This window comes from Superficieibacter sp. HKU1, assembly GCF_029319185.1.
GTDB lineage: Bacteria > Pseudomonadota > Gammaproteobacteria > Enterobacterales > Enterobacteriaceae > Superficieibacter.
This window is the reverse complement of record NZ_CP119754.1, coordinates 2,404,388-2,422,253: the sequence shown is the minus strand read 5'-3', so window position 1 is coordinate 2,422,253 and position 17,866 is coordinate 2,404,388. Positions and strand designations below refer to the sequence as shown.

16 protein-coding genes and 1 pseudogene are annotated in these 17,866 nt (G+C 52.6%); 7 read left to right on the top strand and 10 right to left on the bottom strand.

Going from position 1 to position 17,866, the window contains the following annotated elements:
* Positions 1–66: 66 nt before the first annotated feature.
* Positions 67–1,368 carry a two-component system sensor histidine kinase RstB gene (rstB, locus tag P0H77_RS11570; RefSeq protein ID WP_276165020.1) on the bottom strand — a complete coding sequence of 434 codons (1,302 nt, stop codon included), beginning with the start codon at positions 1,366–1,368 and terminating at the stop codon, positions 67–69.
* A 28-nt stretch (positions 1,369–1,396) separates the two neighbouring features.
* The gene (gene rstA / locus P0H77_RS11565) at positions 1,397–2,113 is read right to left on the bottom strand and encodes a two-component system response regulator RstA (RefSeq protein WP_276165019.1); all 717 of its coding nucleotides are present in this window, start codon (positions 2,111–2,113) and stop codon (positions 1,397–1,399) included.
* Positions 2,114–2,239: 126 nt separating this feature from the next.
* Between rstA and P0H77_RS11560 the strand changes: the two genes are divergently transcribed.
* Positions 2,240–2,575: a GlpM family protein gene (locus tag P0H77_RS11560; protein WP_276165018.1), complete on the top strand. Its 336-nt coding sequence runs from the start codon at positions 2,240–2,242 to the stop codon at positions 2,573–2,575.
* A 102-nt stretch (positions 2,576–2,677) separates the two neighbouring features.
* Here P0H77_RS11560 and P0H77_RS11555 read toward each other — a convergent pair whose 3' ends face one another.
* On the bottom strand, positions 2,678–4,015 hold the full coding sequence (locus tag P0H77_RS11555) for an amino acid permease (RefSeq protein ID WP_276165017.1): 1,338 nt from the start codon (positions 4,013–4,015) through the stop codon (positions 2,678–2,680).
* A 217-nt stretch (positions 4,016–4,232) separates the two neighbouring features.
* Positions 4,233–5,177: a DUF1471 family protein YdgH gene (gene ydgH / locus P0H77_RS11550; RefSeq protein WP_276165016.1), complete on the bottom strand. Its 945-nt coding sequence runs from the start codon at positions 5,175–5,177 to the stop codon at positions 4,233–4,235.
* A 516-nt stretch (positions 5,178–5,693) separates the two neighbouring features.
* Here ydgH and pntA point away from each other — a divergent pair.
* The 3 genes from pntA (at position 5,694) to P0H77_RS11535 (ending at position 8,989) form a co-directional block, all read left to right on the top strand.
* Positions 5,694–7,223 (top strand): Re/Si-specific NAD(P)(+) transhydrogenase subunit alpha, encoded by a 1,530-nt coding sequence (gene pntA, locus P0H77_RS11545; RefSeq protein WP_276165015.1) that lies wholly within the window; start codon positions 5,694–5,696, stop codon positions 7,221–7,223.
* Between the two features lie 10 nt (positions 7,224–7,233).
* On the top strand, positions 7,234–8,622 hold the full coding sequence (gene pntB, locus P0H77_RS11540; RefSeq protein WP_276165014.1) for a Re/Si-specific NAD(P)(+) transhydrogenase subunit beta: 1,389 nt from the start codon (positions 7,234–7,236) through the stop codon (positions 8,620–8,622).
* A gap of 106 nt (positions 8,623–8,728) precedes the next feature.
* Positions 8,729–8,989 (top strand): DUF2534 family protein, encoded by a 261-nt coding sequence (locus tag P0H77_RS11535; RefSeq protein WP_276165013.1) that lies wholly within the window; start codon positions 8,729–8,731, stop codon positions 8,987–8,989.
* Positions 8,990–9,020: 31 nt separating this feature from the next.
* On the opposite strand, the gene uspE is transcribed toward P0H77_RS11535, so the two are convergent.
* The 3 genes from uspE to ogt all read right to left on the bottom strand — a co-directional run bounded on the left by uspE (position 9,021) and on the right by ogt (position 11,565).
* A complete protein-coding gene (gene uspE / locus P0H77_RS11530; protein WP_276165012.1) occupies positions 9,021–9,971 on the bottom strand; it encodes a universal stress protein UspE in 951 nt (316 codons plus the stop codon).
* Positions 9,972–10,112: 141 nt separating this feature from the next.
* Positions 10,113–10,865: a fumarate/nitrate reduction transcriptional regulator Fnr gene (gene fnr / locus P0H77_RS11525; protein WP_133159226.1), complete on the bottom strand. Its 753-nt coding sequence runs from the start codon at positions 10,863–10,865 to the stop codon at positions 10,113–10,115.
* Positions 10,866–11,049: 184 nt separating this feature from the next.
* A complete protein-coding gene (gene ogt, locus P0H77_RS11520) occupies positions 11,050–11,565 on the bottom strand; it encodes a methylated-DNA--[protein]-cysteine S-methyltransferase (RefSeq protein WP_276165011.1) in 516 nt (171 codons plus the stop codon).
* A gap of 571 nt (positions 11,566–12,136) precedes the next feature.
* Between ogt and smrA the strand changes: the two genes are divergently transcribed.
* Positions 12,137–12,700, top strand: coding sequence for a DNA endonuclease SmrA (smrA, locus tag P0H77_RS11515; protein ID WP_276165010.1), 564 nt, complete (start codon positions 12,137–12,139; stop codon positions 12,698–12,700).
* Between the two features lie 6 nt (positions 12,701–12,706).
* Here the strand turns inward: smrA and P0H77_RS11510 are convergent, their stop codons facing one another.
* The 3 genes and pseudogenes from P0H77_RS11510 to P0H77_RS11500 form a co-directional block, all read right to left on the bottom strand.
* Complete coding sequence (locus tag P0H77_RS11510; RefSeq protein ID WP_276165009.1) at positions 12,707–13,510, bottom strand: serine protease; 804 nt, start codon at positions 13,508–13,510, stop codon at positions 12,707–12,709.
* Positions 13,511–13,826: 316 nt separating this feature from the next.
* A pseudogene (gene asr / locus P0H77_RS11505) lies at positions 13,827–14,111 on the bottom strand (acid resistance repetitive basic protein Asr); the annotation flags it as partial.
* 130 nt (positions 14,112–14,241) lie between these two features.
* On the bottom strand, positions 14,242–15,495 hold the full coding sequence (locus P0H77_RS11500; protein ID WP_276165008.1) for an MFS transporter: 1,254 nt from the start codon (positions 15,493–15,495) through the stop codon (positions 14,242–14,244).
* A gap of 103 nt (positions 15,496–15,598) precedes the next feature.
* On the opposite strand from P0H77_RS11500, the gene P0H77_RS11495 reads away from it, so the two are divergent.
* Together P0H77_RS11495 and mlc are read left to right on the top strand one after the other, a co-directional pair.
* Positions 15,599–16,519, top strand: coding sequence for a LysR family transcriptional regulator (locus P0H77_RS11495; RefSeq protein WP_276165007.1), 921 nt, complete (start codon positions 15,599–15,601; stop codon positions 16,517–16,519).
* A 95-nt stretch (positions 16,520–16,614) separates the two neighbouring features.
* Entirely contained in the window at positions 16,615–17,835 is a 1,221-nt protein-coding gene (gene mlc / locus P0H77_RS11490; protein ID WP_276165006.1) for a sugar metabolism global transcriptional regulator Mlc, read from the top strand.
* Positions 17,836–17,866: the final 31 nt, after the last annotated feature.

The window sequence follows — 17,866 nt, the reverse complement described above, 5'->3', positions numbered from 1 at the left end:
TCTCATTAGTTACAACATACTTGTAGTGTTTTACTGTACGCAAGCTCTGGCTCCAGTGCAACTTTTTCAGGCAGAGGTTGGCAGGGCGATGTTATGCCATAGCGGCCAGCTAAAACGAAAACGTGCGCCTCCGGCGGGACCGATCTCGCAGGCGACATCCCCAGCCATCGCCTGAGCGATGGAGGAGACAATGGCGAGCCCAAGGCCACAGCCGCCGGTCGCCCGGTCACGGCTGGGATCGAGGCGAACAAAAGGCTCAAAGACGCGCTGCCGTTCATGCTCCGCAATGCCGCAGCCATCATCGTCAACCGTCAGGCAGGCACGGTTGCCCGTTAACGTCAGACTGACCACAATCTGCTGCTTACTGTAGCGCAGCGCGTTATTCAGCAGATTGTCCAGCACCCGCTCTATCAGACGCATATCCACTGCGCCGTAGTCACCGGGAGAGATGTTGCCAGCAATAATCTGCCGCTGTGGGTTAACCGATTGCACATCATCAACATGCGCCGCAATCCAGGCGGGTAAATCCGGCGTCGTCAGGGTGAGGGCCGTTTGTGGACGATCGAGGCGGGCGTAAGTTAACAGTTCTTCAATCAGCGCCTCAAGCTGTTCAATATCGCGATTCAGCGCCTGCAACTCTTCCGGCGCCAGACCTTCGCTCATCTCAAGCCGGTAGCGCAGGCGGACCAGCGGCGTGCGCAGTTCATGGGCTATGCCGTCAATCAGTTGTTTTTTGCTGGCAATCAACGCATTGATATTATCCGCCATCTGGTTAAACGCCACGCCGAGCCGCTCGAAGCTGGACATACTGTCGAAATGAATGCGCTCGGCCAGATGTCCTTCGCCAAAACGCTGGGCCGCCGACTCCAGCCGCAGCATATCCTGCCAGTGCGGGCGCATCCAGATGAACACCGGGAAGGCCAGCGAGATGCCGATAAACGCCATCAGCGCCACATCGAGAAGCCGCATCTGGTGCATAAAATAGAGATAGGGCACTGGCCCGACGGCCAGCACGTAGTGGCTACGCGGAATACGTTGAACAAACGTGTACTGATCGTCCAGCGCGACAATATCTCCGGCGCGCAGGTGCTGCATATCGCTGGCCGCGAGAGTAAATTTGCTGAGCGGTTCGATGCGTAAATCAAACGATAAGTTCAGATCCAGCCGCTTGAGGGTTTTATTCCACGCGTGCGGCGGAATTTCACGCAGTTCGCTGCGCATTAAATAGAGCGAGCTTTTCATCAGATCGTCCAGCGACTGACGCCCGGCACGCTCGGCGGTGAATTTATAGACCAGTCCTACCAGCATCGTCATCACCAGAAAGCAGACAAACAGCAGGAGGTAAAACTGCACAAACAGTTTCTTCATGGCGGTATTTTATCCGGTCTGCGAGTTATCAATTGTCCCAGGCGTGAGGGGCAAATAAGTAGCCTTTATTGCGCACGGTCTTAATTCGATAAGGTTCGGTGGCGTTGTCCTGCAATTTTTTACGCAGGCGAGAGATGGCTACATCAACGCTGCGATCCATACCGTCATAGCTGACACCGCGCAGGTTTTTCAACAGCGCATCGCGATCCATAATCTGTCCGGCGTGGGTAGCCAGTTCCCACAGGAGATCGAAATCGGCGGTGGAGAGGGCGATGTTATCGCTGCCTAAGAGTACCTGGCGATTAACCGGGTCGATTGCCAGCGAGCCAAAACGAATAGCTTTATGCGGCGTCAATGCGGCGATGGCCGGATCAGAAGAGGGGGCCATATGCTGACGGAGATGTAAACGCAGGCGGGCCAGTAATACGGCGGGTGGCGTGGTTTTAAGAATGTAGTCATTCGCCCCCAGCTCAAGAGAGAGAATATGATTCATATCGCTGTCGAGTGAGGTCAGCAGGACAATCGGCCCCTGCCACTGCTTGCGCAGATCGCGGCAAATGGTCATTCCGTCCTTGCCTGGCAACATAATGTCCAGCAGCACAAGATCGGGGGCTTCCCGCATCACGGTCTCTTCCGCGCGATCGCCGCGTGGCTCTATGACGACAGCAAAATCATGCTTCCCAAGCCAGGCGGCGATAAGCGCGCCAACCTCAGGATCGTCTTCGACAAAAACAATCTTATTCATATAATTGATACGGCACAAAAAAAGCCAACATACACCGCCTGAGCAAAAGCTTCCATTAATCGTTCATAAACAGAGTCACTTCCGTTATGCTGCGGTAATTGTTATTCATCTGTTAAAGGCAAAGGAATGGGGCTTCTGCTCAAAGCAACGCTGGGGGCGCTGGTCGTTGTGCTGATTAGCGTGCTGTCAAAAACGAAGAATTATTATATCGCCGGACTAATCCCTCTGTTTCCGACCTTTGCCCTTATCGCGCACTATATCGTCGCCAGTGAGCGGGGTATTGAAGCGCTGCGAACCACTATCGTGTTTGGGATGTGGTCGATTATTCCCTACTTTATTTATCTGCTGTCGCTGTGGTATTTCACCGGTATCATGCGCCTTCCGCTGGCGCTGAGCGCCGCCGTACTCTGCTGGAGCCTGAGTGCCTGGCTGCTTATTCTGGGCTGGAGCCGATTCCACTAACGCAGTGGGCATCTTCATCACACTATTGACCAAAAGGATCGGCGATGGGGTGCGCCTTTACCCCACGAGTATCCATGTCGCAGGAACCGCAGCCACCAGTAATCATACGATCAATACCCGTTCGCCGGTTCTTAATGTGCTGTCATGCTGATGCGTGCGGCGAGCGTAGATAAACACAAGTAAGCCTGGTGCGTACAGTATCACCGACAGCAATAAATGCATGGGACCAGAGGCATACAATAGCCATAAGCCATAAATACAGGCTCCGATACCTGTCGCGCGGTGAAGCGGACGGGCAGCCACTTTCACCAGAAACGCGCCGACCAGAAAGTAGGGTACGAGGATCATTTCTGAGGCAATGTTCAACAGCGTGTTGTAATCGGAGTGCGTCAGCCAGATCAGCAATAAGCAAACCTGCACGCTGATATTAGTCAGCCACAGCGACGCCGCCGGGGCGTTATTTTTATTTTGTCTGGCAAAAATACGCGGGAAGGATTTATAGGTCGCCGCCACCAACGGGACTTCGGCCGCCATGATGGTCCAGCTAAGGTAAGCGCCGCAGACCGAAATAATTAACCCGGTGGCAATGATCACTTCGCCCCACGATCCCATCATATTGACCATCAGCCCGGCCATGGAGGGATTACGCATTTTCGCCAGTTCAGGGCGGGCAACCACGCCAAGCGACAGCATCGTGACCAGTAGATAAACACCCAGCGCGGCGACAACGGCCAGCAGTGTCGCGCGGCCTACGTCACGCTTATTCTGCGCCCGCGCGGAGACCACTACCGCGCCCTCAACACCGATAAATACCCACAGCGTAATGAGCATTGTGCCTTTGACCTGCTCCCAAACCGGCATCGCTAAATTTACGCCGCTGAAATCCAGGGTAAAGGTATCAAGGCTAAAGGCTAACCCCGCGAGCACGATAAAGAGCCCCAGTGGCAGCAATTTAGCGAGCGTGGCAACAAGATTTATTCCGGCAGCGGTCTGCACACCGCGCAGGACCAGGGCATGTACCACCCATAATAGTACTGATGAGCCTGCAATCGCCTGCCAGGTATTCCCGTCGCCAAATAAACGCAGCTCAGGCGTATCGGTAAAGAAGCTGAGGGCGGAAAACACGATCACCAGGTATGAGACGTTAGCGATCACCGCACACAGCCAGTAACCCCAGGCGGAACAAAAGCCGATCAGCTCGCCAAAACCTTCGCGGGCGTAGGTGAAAATGCCGCCATCGAGGTCGGGCCGCAGGCGCGTCAGCAATAACATCGCAAAGGCCAGCAGCAGGATCCCGACACCCGTGATGGCCCAGCCGATGATCAATGCCAGCGGGCTGGCAACCTGAGCCATATTTTGCGGCAGGCTAAATACGCCTGCTCCCAGCATGGAGCTCAAAACAAGTGCGGTTAAGGCACTCAGGCCAAGTTTCTTTTCCATTGGTATCCTGTGGCAAAAATAGGGCACAAGCGAATATTTATTTTACAAAATCGCATAAAGATGGTGGATCGCTCTGAGGCGCGGGATTGTACGAAGTGTGTTACTGAGATGCAATATTGGAAAGAAGGAATAGTGAGGATATTGTCAAAAAAGCAGAGGGTAAGAGGATGGGTCTGAAAGTCGGGCCTGTTTCAGGCCCGACGCGATACCGTCAGAATTATTTGTACAAATCGGCACTGATGGTCACGTTGCCACCGCGTTCCTGCCACTGACGAGTGATGTGGTAGTATTTCGCGCCTTTTTTAGCCGCGCGTTTTGCCACCTGATAGGACACTTCAGTCATGTTGCCGTAGTTGCCGGTGAACTTAACGCTATCGAAAGGCACCATTTGCGCCGCGGTAATTTTATTCACCTCTTCAACTTTGGTACCGTCCGGTAACGTGACAGTGTAACGCCCACCTTTTGATGACTGGGTTTCAAAGAAGCGGCCAATTTCCGCGCTTGGCGCGGCGCTGGTGGCTACGCCCGGGATCTCAACTTTTTTGGCTTCTTCGCCGCCTTTTGCCAGCGCGGCACGTCCGGCGTCGGAATCAGCAGGGATGGCATCCGGGCTTTGCAAAACGCGTTTTTTGGCATCGGCCTTATAGATGAAAGCGGTAATACGCTGGTTGCCACCCTGGTTAGCATCGACCTGACGAACGATATAAAACGACGCTGCGCCTTTTTGTTTTGCCGCTTTGGTAATGGCGTCATTCACTTCAGGCTGACTGCGGAAGAATCCCTGAATGGTGACGGTATCAAACGGCTCCAGCGCAACGGCCTGATCTTTTGGGAGTTCCATCACGCCGTTAATGACGCGGTTTTGCGGCTTGTCGGCCTGGGGGGCATTTTCTTTATAAACGTCGGCGACCACGCGCCAGTTGCCGCTGTTATTGGCATCTGACGTATCCTGAATGTAAAAAGACGCTGCGCCCATTTTATCTGCACGGCGGGAAACGGCGTTGACCGCATCGCCAATGGCATTAAAACGACCGGTGACGACCACACGGTCGTAGGGCTTCAGCGCTGCTGCTTGCTCCGGCGTTAATTCTGTGGCTGCCTGTGCCGACAGAGCGGTGGCAGACAGGAGTGCGGATGCCAGGAGTGTGTTCTTAAGCTTCATAAAAGAGAGTCCTTCGCCTTGCGCAAACCAGTGACTGGTATTGTTGTTGACTGAAATTATGCTGATTATTGCATTTAAACGGCGCAATTGTCTGCGTGATTTTTCACCCCACCGATTCGGTACGGCGCTCAGGTGACGATTTTTTTCGGTATGTTGAAAAAACAGGCGCTTGAACGCGTTATTCGGGAATCGATAGTACTTTAATAAGTTAACGTAATGTTAAATACATTTTTCATGCTGGATATCATTATCTTATCAGCGGCTCACGGCGCTTATTATCAGCCGTGCTAATAATTTTGCCGACGAAACTCACTCTGATGTCGCCAATCACGATGTTTACGCAATAAATTGGCAAATACTTTTTTCTTGCGGTGGATCACAGCCGTTATTTTCAGTAGGTTATAGAAAGTTTGTTACTGTTTTATTTTTCAGAGGTGATTCGGTCGCGCGAGTCGCGTCAGACAATGCTTCTGGTGATACAACAACCATCTTCAAAAATCGATGGAAGGGAAAACTATGCGTATTGGGGTACCAAAAGAGCGGTGGGCCGGTGAAACGCGAGTCGCAGCAACGCCGAAAACGGTAGAGCAGTTGCTAAAACTTGGTTTCACCGTCGCTATTGAAAGCGGTGCGGGGAAGTTGGCGAGCTTTGATGACGAATCGTTCACCCGGGTGGGCGCAGACGTGGTCGAGGAAAGCAGCGTCTGGCAGTCGGATATCATTCTCAAAGTAAATGCGCCAGCCGACGCTGAGATCGCATTGCTTAATCCTGGCACCACGCTTATCAGCTTTATCTGGCCAGCGCAGAATGCGGAGCTGATGGAAAAACTGGCGGCGCGTAATGTGACCGTTATGTCAATGGACGCGGTGCCGCGTATCTCGCGTGCGCAGTCGCTTGACGCCCTCAGTTCGATGGCGAATATCGCTGGCTACCGTGCCATTGTTGAAGCAGCGCATGAATTTGGCCGTTTCTTCACTGGGCAGATCACTGCCGCAGGCAAAGTGCCGCCGGCGAAAGTCATGGTGATTGGTGCCGGCGTGGCCGGTCTGGCGGCCATCGGTGCGGCGAACAGCCTGGGTGCGATTGTCCGGGCCTTTGATACCCGTCCGGAAGTGAAAGAACAGGTTCAGAGTATGGGGGCGGAGTTCCTCGAACTGGATTTCAAAGAAGAAGCGGGCAGCGGTGATGGTTATGCAAAAGTCATGTCTGAAGCCTTCATCAAAGCGGAAATGGAACTGTTCGCGGCACAGGCAAAAGACGTTGATATTATCGTCACCACCGCGTTAATTCCGGGTAAACCAGCGCCTAAGCTCATTACCCGCGAGATGGTGGACTCAATGACGTCCGGCAGCGTGGTGGTCGATCTGGCCGCGCAAAACGGCGGTAACTGTGAATACACCGTTGCCAACCAGGTGGTGACCACCCCAAACGGCGTGAAGGTCATTGGCTACACCGATTTGCCGGGTCGTCTGCCGACGCAGTCTTCTCAGCTTTACGGTACCAACCTCGTCAACCTGCTCAAACTGCTCTGCAAAGAGAAAGACGGCAACATTATTGTTGATTTTGACGATGTCGTTGTCCGTGGCGTCACCGTGATCCGCGACGGTGAAGTTACCTGGCCGGCGCCGCCGATTCAGGTTTCCGCTCAGCCGCAGGCTGCACCTAAAGCTGCCCCCGCACCGAAAGAGCCAGAAAAACCGGTCTCGCCGTGGCGTAAATATGCCGTGATGGCGCTGGCTATTATCCTGTTTGGCTGGCTTGCTGACGTGGCACCGAAAGAGTTTCTCGGCCACTTCACCGTATTCGCGCTTGCCTGCGTGGTGGGTTACTACGTGGTGTGGAACGTTTCTCACGCGCTGCATACGCCACTGATGTCGGTAACGAACGCCATTTCGGGGATTATCGTGGTGGGCGCGCTATTACAAATTGGGCACGGCGGATGGGTCAGCTTCTTCAGCTTCATCGCCGTATTAATTGCCAGCATTAACATTTTCGGTGGCTTCACCGTGACTCAGCGTATGCTGAAAATGTTCCGGAAGAACTAAGGGGTAACACATGTCTGGAGGATTAGTTACAGCTGCATACATTGTTGCCGCGATCCTGTTTATTTTCAGCCTGGCGGGGTTATCGAAGCACGAAACCTCACGCCAGGGCAACACGTTCGGGATTGCCGGGATGGCGATTGCGCTGATTGCCACCATCTTCGGGCCGGATACCGGCAACGTCGTCTGGATTATCGTGGCGATGGTCATCGGCGGCGCGATTGGTATGCGTCTGGCGAAGCGTGTAGAAATGACCGAAATGCCGGAGCTGGTTGCTATTCTGCACAGCTTTGTCGGTCTGGCGGCGGTGCTGGTAGGCTTTAACAGCTACCTGTATCACGAACCTGGCATGGAGCCGATTCTGGTCAATATTCACCTGACCGAAGTGTTCCTCGGCATCTTCATCGGTGCGGTAACCTTTACCGGATCGATCGTGGCCTTTGGTAAACTGCGCGGCAAGATTTCTTCTAAGCCGCTGATGCTGCCAAACCGTCACAAACTGAACCTGGCCGCTCTGGTGGTATCATTCCTGCTGCTGATTGTCTTCGTTCGTACCGACAGCGTAACGCTTCAGGCGCTGGCGCTGCTGGTGATGACCATTATTGCCCTGGCATTTGGCTGGCACCTGGTGGCGTCCATTGGCGGCGCGGATATGCCGGTGGTGGTCTCCATGCTGAACTCCTATTCAGGATGGGCGGCAGCGGCAGCGGGCTTTATGCTCAGCAATGACCTGCTGATCGTCACTGGTGCGCTGGTCGGTTCGTCGGGTGCAATTCTGTCTTACATTATGTGTAAGGCGATGAACCGGTCGTTTATCAGCGTCATTGCCGGTGGTTTTGGCACGGACGGCAGCTCCGATGGCAGCGATGCAGAGGTTGGGGAGCATCGCGAAATCACGGCGGAAGAAACGGCTGAAATGCTGAAAGGCTCGCAAACGGTCATCATCACCCCGGGCTACGGCATGGCGGTGGCGCAGGCGCAGTATCCGGTGGCTGAAATTACCGAAAAACTTCGCGCGCGCGGCATCAAAGTGCGTTTCGGCATCCACCCGGTAGCCGGGCGTCTGCCAGGGCATATGAACGTTCTGCTGGCGGAAGCCAAAGTACCGTATGACATCGTGCTGGAGATGGATGAAATCAACGATGATTTCGCCGATACCGACACGGTGCTGGTTATCGGTGCCAACGATACGGTGAACCCGGCAGCGCAGGACGATCCGCGTAGCCCCATCGCCGGGATGCCGGTGCTGGAAGTCTGGAAAGCGCAGAATGTCATCGTATTCAAACGTTCCATGAATACAGGCTATGCAGGCGTGCAGAACCCGCTGTTCTTTAAAGACAATACTCAGATGCTGTTTGGCGATGCGAAAGCCAGCGTGGACGCGATTTTAAAAGCGCTCTAATCAGCTTATCGTCTACAAAACCGCTCTTCGGAGCGGTTTTTTTTGCCTCGTACATGGTATGTTAATGGTGGGTAGCGAAGATGTTTCTCTAAAAGGAACCCTGATCATGATAATGGCAAAGCTGAAAAGCCGAAACGGGAAGAAATTTATTGCGGGAGTCGTGCTGGTGTTTATCACTGCACTGGCGGTAGTGGGGCGGGCGACCATTGTCGGCGTGATCCAGCAATATAACATTCCACTGTCCAACTGGACGCCGTCCATGTTTGTGATTCAGTCGGCAATGATCTGCGTCTACAGCCTGGTATTTACCATTTTGCTGTCGATTCCGCTGGGAATTTATTTCCTCGGCGGTGACGATAAACAATAAAAAAAGACCCGGCAAGCCGGGTCTTTAACCTTTAATCGTCTTCGTCGTCATCCAGCTCTACTGGCGTCTGGTACTGGTCAGGTTTGATCACCAGCAGGTCACAGCGCAGATGATCGATAACCTGTTCAGCCGTATTGCCCAGAAACGCAGCGGAAATACCGGTACGGCCCACCGTGCCAAGAACCACAATCCCGGCCTGCAAATGCTCAGCCAGATCGGGAATCACCTCTTCAGGCAATCCTTTCTCCACGTGGGTCATATTCTCGCTAATGCTGAACTTCTGGCGCAGCGTTTTCATTGCCAGCAGATGTTGCCCCCGGATGGCATCGTTGTAGACGCTGGGGTCAAAGTCGGGAAGTTCAATAGCAATATTGATAGGCGTAACCGGGTAGGCTCCGCCGAGATGGACTTCGGTATGGTTTACATGTTCTGCCAGGCTGATGGTCTCTTTGACCAGCTTCTCGTTGAGGGAGTTGTGGTACTCCTCTTCACTGGCAAGGTTGACCGCCACCAGCGCTTTACCGCCTTCAGGCCACGGCTGATCTTTAACCATCCATACCGGGCACGGGCATTTACGCAGCAGGTGCCAGTCGGTTGGGGTAAAAATGACCGACTCCAGCTTGTCGTGCTGGTGGGTCATTTTGAGCAGCAAATCGTGATCGCCGCTAATCACTTCCTGAATAATCGCCTCAAAAGGCCGGTTATGCCAGACCACTTTGATATCGATAGGAACGCCGGATTCGAGATAGAATTTTGCCTGCTCCCGGATCCATGCGGTACGTTGACCGATCACGCCCTGACGCATGGCGGTGCGCTCGTCCGGGGAGAGGAGGGTGGTCATCTCATACGAAAAATCGTAGATCGGCAGGAAGGCTTTGATGCGGCCACCAATCCGTTGATGCAAATAAACGGCACGCCGTAATGCGGGTTGATCGTCCTGATTCGGGTCGATAGCGACCAGCATATTTTGATATTTTGCCATAGTGGGTCTCCTTACAACTGTCGCCACAGTCTGTAACTACAAGATAACTCATCTATGTAAAATGAAACAGGAAATTACCTTCGCCAGATCAATAAATCAGAAAAATATAATATCTGGCGAAGGGAGGATACAACGTAGAAATCAGGCGGGATTACGGCTGTGGCCCGCCAGCTGCGCCAGCGTGTCATTATTTTCAATGGTGATGTATTTACCTTTCACCGCCAGCATGCCGCTTTTCTGAAAGCGTCCCAGCAGGCGACTGATGGTTTCAACCGTCAGGCCCAGATAGTTGCCGATATCGCCGCGGGTCATGGTCAGACGAAACTCGCGCGGTGAAAAGCCCCGCTGAGCGAAACGACGAGACAGGTTGTAAATAAAGGCTGCCAGACGCTCCTCAGCGTTCTTTTTCGACAGCAGCAGGATCATGTCCTGATCGCCTTTAATTTCGCCACTCATCAGACGCATCATTTGCTGACGCAGGTTTGGCATTTTGCCGGAGAGATCGTCCAGCGTCTCAAATGGAATTTCACATACCATTGAGGTTTCAAGCGCCTGGGCAAAGCTCGGATGATGGCCGGTACCAATGGCATCAAAGCCGACCAAATCGCCCGCCAGATGAAAACCGGTGATCTGCTCATCACCCTGCTCGGTGATGGTGTAGCTTTTAATGGTGCCAGAACGGATAGCGTACAGCGATTTCAGTTCATCACCCGCTTTAAACAGCGTCTGACTTTTCTGGATGGGCTTTTTTCGCTCGATAATATTATCGAGCTGATCAAGCTCATGCTCATTCAGCGTGAAGGGGATGCAAAGCTGACTGATGCTGCAATCCTGACAATGGATTGCACAACCGCCAGACTGAATGCGCCGTATAATTCGCTTTTCCGGGATCATAGGTCTGCTCAGGCCGTTATTGATATTGGTCAATTTTACCATCTTTTTTGTGAGCAAGTAACCCTGCTGAAACGGCATTGATTGAATAATGAAACAGTTGTAAAAAAGAAGAATTCATCTCCTTGATATTATTAAGGTTATGAAGCAGGGTAGCGTAAAAACGCTGAAAACTACGCACGTATAATCAAAGCAAAAGATAGCCTTCATGGCGTAAAAGCCACTCTTTACGCTGTACGCCACCCGCATAACCGGTCATGGTGCCGTTGCTGTCAATCACACGATGACAGGGAACAACAATGCTGACCGGATTGGAGCCATTGGCCGCTCCCACCGCTCTTGCGGCTCCGGCACGTCCCAGATGGGCGGCAAGCTGACCATAATGCATCACCTGGCCACAGGGGATCTCGCGCAGCGTTTTCCACACCTCGCGCTGAAAAGGAGTGCCGGCCGTTTCGGTAGGTAGGGTGTCAATAATTTCCAGATCGCCCGCAAAATAGTCCGCCAGTTTTTGACTGAGGTTGCCTGGGTTGCTGGCATCTTTGCGTTGGTATCCTTCCTTTCCATAATGCAGGTCGAGTAGCAGCTCCATACGCGCGCTGTGTTCTTCCCATTCCACCGCACGCAGGCGAAATTGTTCATCACATATCACCCATAGTTCGCCAAGCGGTGTCGGAATTTTATCCTGTAAAAGCGTCAGCATTATTTCCTCCTTTTACCTTAAAGGACAAATAATGTGCATCTTTTGTAATCGACGCAAGCATTACCTTTTGCATCTGCATATTGAATACCCATAGCCGTATTTATCACGATGTCAAAAAATATTACCATAATACATTAGTAGTATTTATACGTGAAAGAAATGGTTTAAAAAAGTAGCGGTGAGTAAGCGCGAAAGGGGGAGGGAACGTCACAAAAAGTGGATAAAAAACAGAGCCTGCCGACATCCAACAGACTCCAGAGTGATTAAGTAGTTGTATCCTTCATTATTACCACATTTATTTTCCGTGATGCGGATAACTTAAGTTATAACAAGTTGTTCATTATTTTCCAGCAATATCGGGTGATATATTTCACATATTTTTAAGTTCGATCAATATATTAACGTCGGTTAATGACTATTAAGCTTTATTAAAGTTTTCTAATAAGGGCGGGTAGCGAGCACGGATTGCGATGTATCTCCCCGGAAATCACTGGTAAAGAGTGTAAATCGTATTGAGCGTGGGGGGCCGCGCCGCTATAGTGATCGGGTAGAGGTAGCCGGAGGAGTAGACATGAACCTTGACGACAAATCGCTGTTCCTTGACGCCATGGAGGATGTCCAGCCGCTAAAACGATGTAGTGATGTTAAGTGGTATCCGAACCGCAATACTCGCGCCCCTGAGCGCATTGATTCCCTGCAGCTGGATAATTTTCTGACGACCGGTTTTCTGGACGTGATCCCGCTTGCGACACCGCTGGAATTCAAACGTGAAGGCTTACAAAATGGGGTGATTGACAAACTCCGCCTCGGCAAATACCACCATCAGGCCAGCCTGAATCTCCTTCGTCAGCCCGTTGAAAAATGCCGGCAAAACGTCTTCGCGTTTATCACGCAGGCGCATAAAGAAGGGTTACGTAACGTGCTGATTGTGCATGGTAAAGGACGTGATGATAACGCTCACGCCAACATTATTCGCAGCTACCTCGCGCGATGGCTCGCTGAACTGGATGATGTACAGGCGTATTGCGTCGCCGCTGCGCAGCATGGCGGCAGCGGGGCATGTTACGTTGCGCTACGTAAGTCCAGCGAGGCGAAGCGGGATAACTGGGAGCGTCACGCTAAACGCAGCCGGTAAACGCCGCTATTGTTTGGCCAGTGCATCCAGTTTGTCGCTAAAGCCGGTCACCGCGATAGCCCGGTTATCGGCACGCCATCGATCTTTTGCCCCGGGTGCTGAGCTTTGAACTGCAATCAGTTGCCAGCCCTGTTCGGTTTTAAGCATCAGCGGTGAACCGCTATCACCCGGTAGCGTGTCGCACTGATGAGACAGCACTGAATTTTGTGCCCAGCCCGTCACAATGCAATCCTGATGGCTATACAAATCATCAAGGTGATCGACCGGATAACCTGACTGCGTAACCTTCCGGTCGGCCGCTTTAAGGGCGGCGGTCAGGTCAGCTTTACTCCCCGCAAACAGAGGCAGCGGCGTAATGCCCGACGGTGGGTAGCGAAGCACAATTAGCCCAAAGTCCCAGGAAGCGGCGGCGGGCGGCACGATCCAGCCCTCACCATCCGGCGTCAGGCGTTTACCTAATCCAGAGTCCACACGGCCTTCAATGCCATGTATCTCATAGCGCCATACTCCTTTCTGCGATACAAACCGCAGCGCGACGGCTTTATCCATTTTGCCCCGGGGCGGTGTTAACAGGCAATGGCCTGCGGTGAGCGCAAGGTGTGGCGAAATGAGCGTCGCGGTACACAAATTACCGCTGGCCGTCTCGAGCTGGCCAATGGCATCCCAGGGAGCTTCAGTGGGAGTGGTGACGTGCGTTCGATCATCATGACCAAAAAACAGCGTTCTGATATCTTTGGCACTCATTGTTTCATCCGCATGAGCAACAAAAGAAAGCAGAAGAGATCCTAACAGCACAACGGTTTTACGCATATCACTCTCAGACGGGGTAATTATGATTATTAAAAGTGAACCCAATGAGATAACTATAGACGGGACGCGAAGAAAGTGGGAGCAAAATCAGCGTGCTACATTAATTCAGGAAGAGGTGTGTAGCGATAAGCGCACATAGAATTAATGTAATCAGAATGAGCTCAAATCGATAGCGACGCAGCATCACCGCTCTCCATAAAAATCGGCGCTGAAACAGCGCCGATGTGTTGACCAGGTAAATCAGAAACTGGTATTACGCAGCTGGCTGAGCGGCTGGTTTTGCTGCGGCAGGTTTTGCCGCGCTGTGTTTCACGGTTTTTTTGCTTTTTTTGGCAGCCTGCGCTTTCTGAGCAGCCGGTTTAGTCGCATCCTGTTTTACCGCTTTTTTGTGTTTCTTAGCGGCCTGCGCTTTCTGGTCAGCGGCCGGTTTGGCTGCTTTCTTGTGTTTTTTGTGATGCGTGGTTTTAGTGGTGGTGGCGTGCGTCGTGGTAGTAGTGGTGGTCGCGGCCGGCGTTTGCGTGGTGCTGGTGGTTTCAGCAGCGAATGCAGCAGATGACAGACCCATAGCAGCGGCAACAACCAGAGCTAATACTTTTTTCATTCTGATATCCTCGAATTGGTTTTTCATTCAACCCCACTGCGGGGCCGTTGAAAACACTATATCCCTGAGTATTCAGCCTTTCCGTGAGTGTTTGGTTTCCGCGTGTAACCGTTTGTACAACGTCACTGCGTTAACGTAATCGCCGGTGTAAAACGTAGCCCACTATTAAGGCGACAGTAAGCATTAAGGCAATAAAACCGCCCACGCCATTCCAGCCATAGTTGTGCCAGAATAGCCCGCCCAGGGTGCCAGCAATACTGGACCCAACGTAATAGCTAAACAAGTACAGCGAGGAAGCCTGACCGCGTGCCCGGCGTGCGCGTGGACCAATCCAGCTACTGGCGACAGAGTGGGCGGCAAAGAAACCCGCCGAAAACAGCAGCATGCCGGCAAATATCAGCCACAGCGATGCAAAAAGAGTCAGCAGCAGACCAATAAGCATTATCCCGGTCGAGAAAATCATCACCGGTCCCCGACCATAGCGCAGGGTCAGCGCGCCCGCTTTCGGCGAACTCCACGTGCCGGTCAGATAGGCGACAGAAAGCAGACCCACTACCGCCTGACTCAATGACCACGGCGAGAGCATTAACCGGTAGCCAATGTAGTTAAACAGGGTAACAAACGACCCCATCAGCAAAAAACCTTCCATAAACAGTAGCGGCAGCCCTCTGTCGTGCCAGTGCAGGCGAAAATTCAGTACCAGAGTTTTAGGGCGCAACGATGAGGCTTTGAAGTGCTGAGATTCCGGAAGGATTTTCCAGAACATAATGGCGGACGCCAGCGCGAAGCAGCCAATCGCCGCCAGCGCGATACGCCAGTTAAACAGATCGGTGATCACCCCGCTCAACAGACGACCGCTCATCCCGCCAATTGAATTTCCGCTGATATACAGACCCATGGAAAAGGCGACAAAGCTTGGATGGATCTCCTCACTCAGATAGGTCATGCCTACCGCGGCAACGCCGCTTAACGACAGCCCGGTCAAGGCCCGCATCACTAAAATTCCGTGCCAGCTGGTCATCATGGTGGATAGCAGCGTACAGCAAGAGGCGAGCAGAAGGGCGGTGACCATCACTTTCTTGCGGCCGATGGCATCAGACAGCGGACCGGTGAATAACAATCCAATTGCCAGCATGGCCGTTGAAATGGAGAGCGAAATACTGCTGCTGGCAGGCGAAATGCCGAATTCGTGTGATAACACAGGCAGAACAGGCTGAACACAATAGAGCAGGGCAAAGGTAGCCAGTCCGGCAGAAAAAAGGGCCAGCGTAACGCGAATAAATTGTCGGGTACCGCGCTGAATATATTTTGCAGGTTGCGATGAAGATGGCGTGGCGATAACGTCGTCTGGCGGATTGGCATCGACGGTGGATGTACGGCTCAATGGGAATTCCTTGCGCATAACGAAAATGAATCTCACCTCAAGGGTAGGAAATTGTAAATATTCTGTCTAATATATTAATAGTCTTAATTGATACTTATAAAATATGAATATCGAACTGCGCCATTTGCGCTATTTTATTGCGGTGGCTGAAGAGTTGCATTTTGGTCGCGCTGCTGCCCGCCTCAATATCTCTCAGCCTCCGCTCAGCCAGCAAATCCAGATCCTTGAGCAACAGATCGACGCGCGGCTGTTTAACCGTACCAATCGCAGCGTCAGTCTGACGACCGCGGGCAAGCAGTTTCTTGCCGATAGCCGACAGATCTTAGCCGCGGTTGACGATGCCGCCTCGCGTGCCACCCGTCTGCATCAGGGGGAAGCGGGGGAAATACGCCTCGGTTTTACCTCTTCAGCCCCCTTTATCAAATCCGTTTCTGACACCCTGTCTTCCTTTCGTCAGGATTATCCGGATGTCCATATTCAGACGCGCGAAACCAATACCCGCGAGCAGATTGCCCCCCTCAACGACGGTGCGCTGGATTTAGGACTGATGCGTAATACGCAACTGCCTGACACCCTGAGCTGGCAGGCGATCCTGCATGAACCGTTACTGGCCATGATCCATCGCGAGCATCCTCTGGCGAACCAGCGTGTCGTTTCTTTAGCGGAGCTGGCACGTGAGCCGTTTGTTTTCTTCGATCCCCACGTTGGAACAGGGCTGTATGACGATATTCTGGGACTGATGCGCCGCTATGGTTTATCACCCGTAATAACGCAGGAGGTGGGCGAGGCAATGACGATAATTGGCCTGGTGGCGGCCGGACTGGGCGTTTCGATTTTACCGGCGTCTTTCCGGCGCGTACAGCTGGACGAAATGCGCTGGCTACCGGTGCTCGAAAAAGATGCGGTTTCGCAAATGTGGCTGGTGTGGGCGAATCATCGCACGCTCAGTCCGGCAGCAGTTCGCTTTAAAGACCGGCTTTTAACTGGTGCAAAAGCCCAAAAACAACAAAAAAATGTGCGTTAAATCACATGGCTAAGCAAAAAGTTGACGTTGGCTATTGAAGTGTTTCACCATAGCCTACAGATTATTTCGAAGCGCGAAAATAAAGGGAGTCAGCGGTGGTAGCCGATAGTCAGCCAGGACATATTGATCAGATTAAGCAAACCAATGCGGGAGCAGTTTATCGCCTGATTGATCAGCTTGGCCCGGTATCACGTATTGATTTATCACGTCTCGCACAGCTTGCTCCTGCCAGCATTACTAAAATTGTCCGTGAAATGCTGGAAGCGCACCTGGTACAGGAAACGGAAATCCAGGATCCCGGAAGCCGCGGTCGTCCGGCCGTCGGCCTGAAGGTCGAGACGGACGCCTGGCACTATCTTTCCCTGCGCATTAATCGTGGCACTATCCAGATTGCACTGCGTGATTTGAGTAGCAAATCGGTGGCTGAAGAAGAACTTGAACTGCCGCTGGACGATCCGCAACCGCTGTTAACCCGCATTATTACCCATATTGACCAGTTTTTTATCCGCCATCAGCATAAGCTTGAACGTCTGACCGCCATCGCCATCACGCTACCCGGTATCATTGACACCGAAAATGGCATTGTACACCGCATGCCGTTCTATCTGGATGTTAAAGAGATGCCGCTGGGTGAGACGCTGGAAAAACATACCGGCGTCCCTGTTTATATTCAGCACGATATCAGCGCCTGGACCATGGCGGAACTCCTGTTTGGCGCGTCGCGCGGTGCGCGGGATGTGATTCAGGTTGTCATCGATCATAACGTCGGTGCGGGGGTGATCACGGATGGACGTCTTTTGCATGCCGGGAGCAGCAGCCTGGTGGAAATAGGCCATACGCAGGTCGATCCGTGGGGAAAACGCTGTTACTGCGGCAACCATGGCTGTCTGGAAACCATCGCCAGTATCGAGAGCGTGCTTGAGCTTGCGCAGGCGCGCATGAGCCAGTCGATGAGTTCCCGGCTTCATGAGCAGCCGCTGACCGTCACCTCATTATGCGAGGCGGCGCAGCAGGGGGATTTGCTCGCCAAAGATATTATTAGTGGTGTCGGTACTCACGTTGGCCGCATCATTGCCATCATGGTAAATTTATTTAATCCACAAAAGATTTTAATCGGTTCACCGTTCAATCAGGCGGCGGATACGCTGTTTCCCGCTATCGCAGATTGCATTCGCCAGCAGGCGTTACCTGCCTATAGCAAGCATATTACGGTCGAAAGCACCCAATTTTCCAATCAGGGAACGATGGCCGGTGCCGCGCTGGTAAAAGACGCCATGTATAATGGATCTTTATTGATTCGCCTGTTGCAGGGTTAACAAATGTTTACTGATGACCTAAAAATTGCGC